The following is a 4,639-nucleotide window of genomic DNA, read 5'->3' as shown; positions in this document are numbered from 1 at the left end:
ACCCGGGGCGGGGCGGCGCGAGCCGCCGACGGGACGCGGGCCGGGCGCGGGCCGGGTCCGGACAGGGCCGCCGAGGCGGCCGACGACAAGACGGGAGCTCATACGGTGGCAGCGAAGAAGACCGCGGAGGACCGCGCCGGCGCGGCCGGCCCCGACGAGCGGATCGCGGAGGCGCCCTCGGCGCCGGTCGTGGCACCGGCGGCACCGGGGGAGCTCCCGGTCAGGCCGGGCGAGGACCCGTGGACCGAGGAGGAGGTCGCCGAGGCGCGCTCCGGCCTGGAGGGGGAGGCCGAGCGGCTGTCCGCCGAGATCGACTCGTCCGAGCGCGCCCTCGCCGGCCTGATGCGGGACTCCGCGGACGGAGCCGGCGACGACGAGGCGGACACCGGCACGAAGAACATCACACGCGAGCACGAGATGGCCCTCGCCGGCAACGCCCGCGAGATGCTCGAGCAGACCCAGCGCGCCCTGCAGCGGCTCGACGCGGGCACGTACGGGCTGTGCGAGGTGTGCGGCAAGCCGATCGGCAAGGCGCGCATGCAGGCGTTCCCTCGGGCCACCCTGTGCGTCGAGGACAAGCAGAAACAGGAGCGCAGGGCCTGACTGCGACTGCCCGCCGGCGGGGCCGTGCCGTACGCTCGACCTCACACCAGCACCAGCAGGGCCCGCGAGGGACCCGGCGGGTTCGCAGCTAGCTTGTCGAGGGACTTCACGTGGCAGAGGCGGAGCGCATCATCGACACGCCGGACGCAGATGACGCGGGCGGGAAGACCGCCGTCGCCGCCGAGCGCCCGGTGGGCAGGCGGAAGATCCTCGCCCTGTTCACGGTGGCCGTCGTGGCCTATCTGCTGGACCTCGGGAGCAAGCTGCTCGTCGTGGCGAAGCTGGAGTACCACGAGCCGGTGAAGATCCTCGGAAACGCCCTGGAACTGACGGTGATCAGGAATCCCGGGGCGGCGTTCGGCGTGGGCACCGCCTACACGGTGATCTTCACCATCATCGCGGCGGCCGTGATCGTGGTGATCGCCCGGCTCGCCCGCAAGCTCTACAGCCTGCCCTGGGCCATCGCGCTCGGCCTGCTGCTGGGCGGTGCGCTGGGCAACCTCACGGACCGCATCTTCCGCTCGCCCGGCGTTTTCGAGGGGGCGGTGGTCGACTTCATCGCCCCGGCCCACTTCGCCGTCTTCAACCTGGCGGACTCCGCCATCACGTGCGGTGGCATCCTTGTGGTGCTGCTGTCGTTCCGCGGGCTCGACCCGGACGGAAGGATCCACCGGAACTGACACGGCCCAGGATTCCTTCACCACGGGACGGCCATCATTCCGGACATCAGAACACTCCCTGTACCCGACGGTCTCGAGGGCGAGCGCGTCGACGCCGCCATCGCACGTGTCTTCGGGTTCAGCCGTACGAAGGCGGCGGAGCTCGCCGCGCAGGGCAAGGTGCAGGTCGACGGGGCCCTCGTGGGCAAGTCGGACCGCGTCACCGCCGGCGCGTGGCTGGAGGTCGAGATGCCGGGCGCCGCGGCGCCCGTGCAGATCGTCGCCGAGCCCGTCGAGGGCATGGAGATCGTCCACGACGACGAGGACATCGTCGTGATCGTCAAGCCGGTCGGCGTGGCCGCGCACCCGAGCCCCGGCTGGCGCGGGCCGACCGTGATCGGCGGGCTCGCCGCGGCGGGCTACCGCATCTCCACCTCGGGCGCCGCGGAGCGCCAGGGCATCGTGCACCGCCTCGACGTCGGGACCTCCGGCCTGATGGTCGTGGCGAAGTCGGAGCGCGCCTACACGCTGCTGAAGCGGCAGTTCAAGGAGCGCACGGTCGACAAGCGCTACCACGCGCTCGTGCAGGGCCTGCCCGACCCGATGAGCGGCACGATCGACGCGCCCATCGGCCGCCACCCCACCGCCGACTACAAGTGGGCGATCACGGTGGACGGCAAGCCGTCCGTCACGCACTACGACCTGATGGAGGCGTTCCGCGCCGCGTCGCTGCTGACGATCAAGCTGGAGACCGGCCGCACCCACCAGATCCGGGTCCACATGTCGGCCCACCGCCACCCGTGCGTCGGCGACCTGACCTACGGCGCCGACCCGACGCTCTCCAAGCGCCTCGGGCTGGCCCGCCAGTGGCTGCACGCCGTCAGCCTCGGCTTCGAGCACCCCTCCGACGGGCGCTGGGTCGAGTTCTCCAGCGCGTACCCCGAGGACCTGCAGAACGCGCTCGACACGGTCCGTGAGGAGAGCAACGCATGACGCCCGCCATCCCGGCCCCCCTGGTGCGGCGCGTCGAGGACCCGGCCGACCTGGAGGCGTGCTTCGCGGTGCGCAAGGAGGTCTTCGTCGCGGAGCAGGGCGTCGCGGAGGACCTCGAGTACGACGGCCGCGACGGCGACGCGCTCCAGGTGCTCGCGACCGACGGCGACGGCGTCCCGCTGGGCACCGGGAGGCTGCTGTACGGGCCCCGCGCGGCGGACGTGACGGGCGGCGACCCCCGGGTCGGCGCGCTCGGCCGGCTGGCCGTCGTGCGTCGGGCGCGCGGCACCGGCGTCGGCGCGGCCCTGGTGCGCGGCATCGAGGAAGCGGCCCGGGCGGCCGGGCTGGCCGTGGTCGACCTGCACGCCCAGACCCACGCCCTCGGCTTCTACGAGCGACTCGGCTACGAGGCCTACGGCGACGAGTTCTTCGACGCCGGCATCCCGCACCGCTCGATGCGCCGCACACTCTGACGCGCCGGACCGGCGGGCACCCGGCGGCGGCCGCGCGCCACCGGCGGGCGACCGCCGGTCGCCGCCGTACGGCACCGGCAGGGTGTGGCGCGGCGAGGAGCGGGTAGCGGGACGCTCCCGACGGCGCCGGCGCGGCACCCGGCCCGCGGACTTCCGCGGCGGTGCGCGTCGGGCGGGACGTGACGCCGATTCCCGTCCCGCCGTGGCAGGCTGGGGCGGGTCCGATCACAGGGCCGCCGTGAGCACTGTCGGAGGCGTATCCGTGGACCAGCTGGCCCTGCTGTTCGTGCTGCTTCTGGGCGCGGTGGTGACGGTGCCTCTGGGGGAACGGATCGGGCTCCCGCCGCCCGTGCTGATGACCCTGATCGGGGTCGTGCTGGCGCTGCTGCCCTTCGTGCCGGACGTACAGGTGCCCCCGCAGTTCATCCTGCCGCTGCTCCTGCCGCCCCTGCTGTACGCGGCGGTGCAGCGGACCTCGTGGCGCCAGTTCGCGGCCAACAAACGGCCCATCATCCTGCTGGCCGTCGCGCTGGTGTTCGTCACCACCGCGGCCGTCGCCGCCGTCGCGCACGCGATCGTGCCCGGGCTGCCGCTCGCCGCGGCGGTCGCGCTCGGCGCCCTCGTCGCGCCGCCCGACCCGGTCGCCGCCACGGCGGTGGCCGGGTCGCTCGGCCTGCCCCGGCGGCTCGTGTCGATCCTGGAGGGCGAGGGGCTGTTCAACGACGTCACCGCGATCGTCCTGTACCACTCGGCGATCATGGCCGTGGTCAGCGGCTCGTTCTCCTGGCCGGTGGCCGCCGGGGAACTGGTGCTCTCCGCGGTGGTGGCCGTCGCGATCGGCCTCGCCCTCGGCTGGCTCTCCAACAAGCTGATGTCGCTGCTCGGCGACGCCACGCTGCAGATCGGCCTGACCCTGCTGGTGCCGTTCGTCAGCTACGTCCTCGCCGAGGAACTGCACGGGTCCGGCGTCCTCGCCGTCCTGACGACCGCGCTCTTCCTCGCCGAGCACGCGGCCGACGCGGACGACGTGATGGGCAGGCTCGCCGGCAACTCGTTCTGGGAGATCGTCGACACCCTCGTCACGGGCATCGCGTTCGGGCTCATCGGACTGGAGCTGCACAACGCGTTCGGCATGGGCAAGGGCAACGAGAGCCACCTGCTGCTCTGGGGCGGCGCGGTCGTGGGCGTCGTCGTCCTCGTACGGCTGCTCTACCTGCTGCCCGCCTCCTGGGTGGCGCAGAAGCTCCACACGCTGCGCGACCTCGACGAGGAGATCCCGACCAGCTGGCGCGAGAGCGTCGTCATGTGGTGGTCCGGGATGCGGGGCGTGGCGTCGGTGGCGCTGGCGCTCGCCGTACCGCTCACGACGGACGGCGGCCACCCCTTCCCCGGCCGCGACGAGATCGTCTTCATCGCCTTCGCGGTGATCATGGCCACGCTGGTGGTCCAGGGCCTGACACTGCCGTGGCTCGTGCGGCGGCTCGGGGTGACGGCGGACGCCGACGCCGAGCGCAAGCTGGAGCACGATCTCGCGGTGCGCGCCGCGCGGGCGGCCAGGCGCCGCCTGAAGGAGATCGAGAACGTCGAGGAGCTCCCCGACGAGATCAGCGAGCGCCTCACCCGCACGGCCTTCGACATCGGGGCCAGAATCAGCCCGTTCATCGCGGACGACGAGCGCCGGGAGTGGGCCGCGCGCCGCGTGGCGTACGTCCGCACGCTGCGCCGGGTCCAGCGGGACATGATGTCGGCGGCGCGCCACGAGGTGCTCTCGGCCCGCAGCGAGCCGGGCGCCGATCCCGAGGTCGTGGACCGGGTGCTGCGCCATCTGGACGTGCGCTCGATGCGCTGAGGCGCGTGCGGGCGCACCCGCCGGCCGACGCGGCCGCGAGCCCGCCGGCCGGTGGGGGCGGG

5 protein-coding genes are annotated in these 4,639 nt (G+C 73.5%); all 5 read left to right on the top strand.

Annotated features, from left to right (window positions below; all coding sequences use genetic code 11):
* On the top strand, positions 1-603 hold a 603-nt coding region (locus tag L1885_RS23970), incomplete at its 5' end, for a TraR/DksA family transcriptional regulator (protein ID WP_235799245.1).
* 110 nt (positions 604-713) lie between these two features.
* On the top strand, positions 714-1,283 hold the full coding sequence (gene lspA / locus L1885_RS23965) for a signal peptidase II (RefSeq protein ID WP_235799244.1): 570 nt from the start codon (positions 714-716) through the stop codon (positions 1,281-1,283).
* 33 nt (positions 1,284-1,316) lie between these two features.
* Entirely contained in the window at positions 1,317-2,255 is a 939-nt protein-coding gene (locus L1885_RS23960; protein WP_235799247.1) for an RluA family pseudouridine synthase, read from the top strand.
* Positions 2,252-2,728 carry a GNAT family N-acetyltransferase gene (locus tag L1885_RS23955; protein ID WP_235799243.1) on the top strand — a complete coding sequence of 159 codons (477 nt, stop codon included), beginning with the start codon at positions 2,252-2,254 and terminating at the stop codon, positions 2,726-2,728. Before L1885_RS23960 ends, L1885_RS23955 begins: the two co-directional genes overlap by 4 nt.
* 262 nt (positions 2,729-2,990) lie before the next feature.
* A complete protein-coding gene (locus L1885_RS23950) occupies positions 2,991-4,577 on the top strand; it encodes a Na+/H+ antiporter (protein WP_235799246.1) in 1,587 nt (528 codons plus the stop codon).
* Positions 4,578-4,639: the final 62 nt, after the last annotated feature.

This window comes from Streptomyces fuscigenes, assembly GCF_021556455.1.
Taxonomy (GTDB): Bacteria; Actinomycetota; Actinomycetes; order Streptomycetales; family Streptomycetaceae; genus Streptomyces; species Streptomyces fuscigenes.
The sequence above is the reverse complement of the archived record's forward strand: the minus strand, read 5'-3'. Positions and strand labels throughout refer to the sequence as shown.

Bases quoted from the DNA above. Each gene is read 5' to 3' on its own strand.
- L1885_RS23955 (WP_235799243.1), top strand. From the start codon at position 2,252: ATGACGCCCGCCATCCCGGCCCCCCTGGTGCGGCGCGTCGAGGACCCG.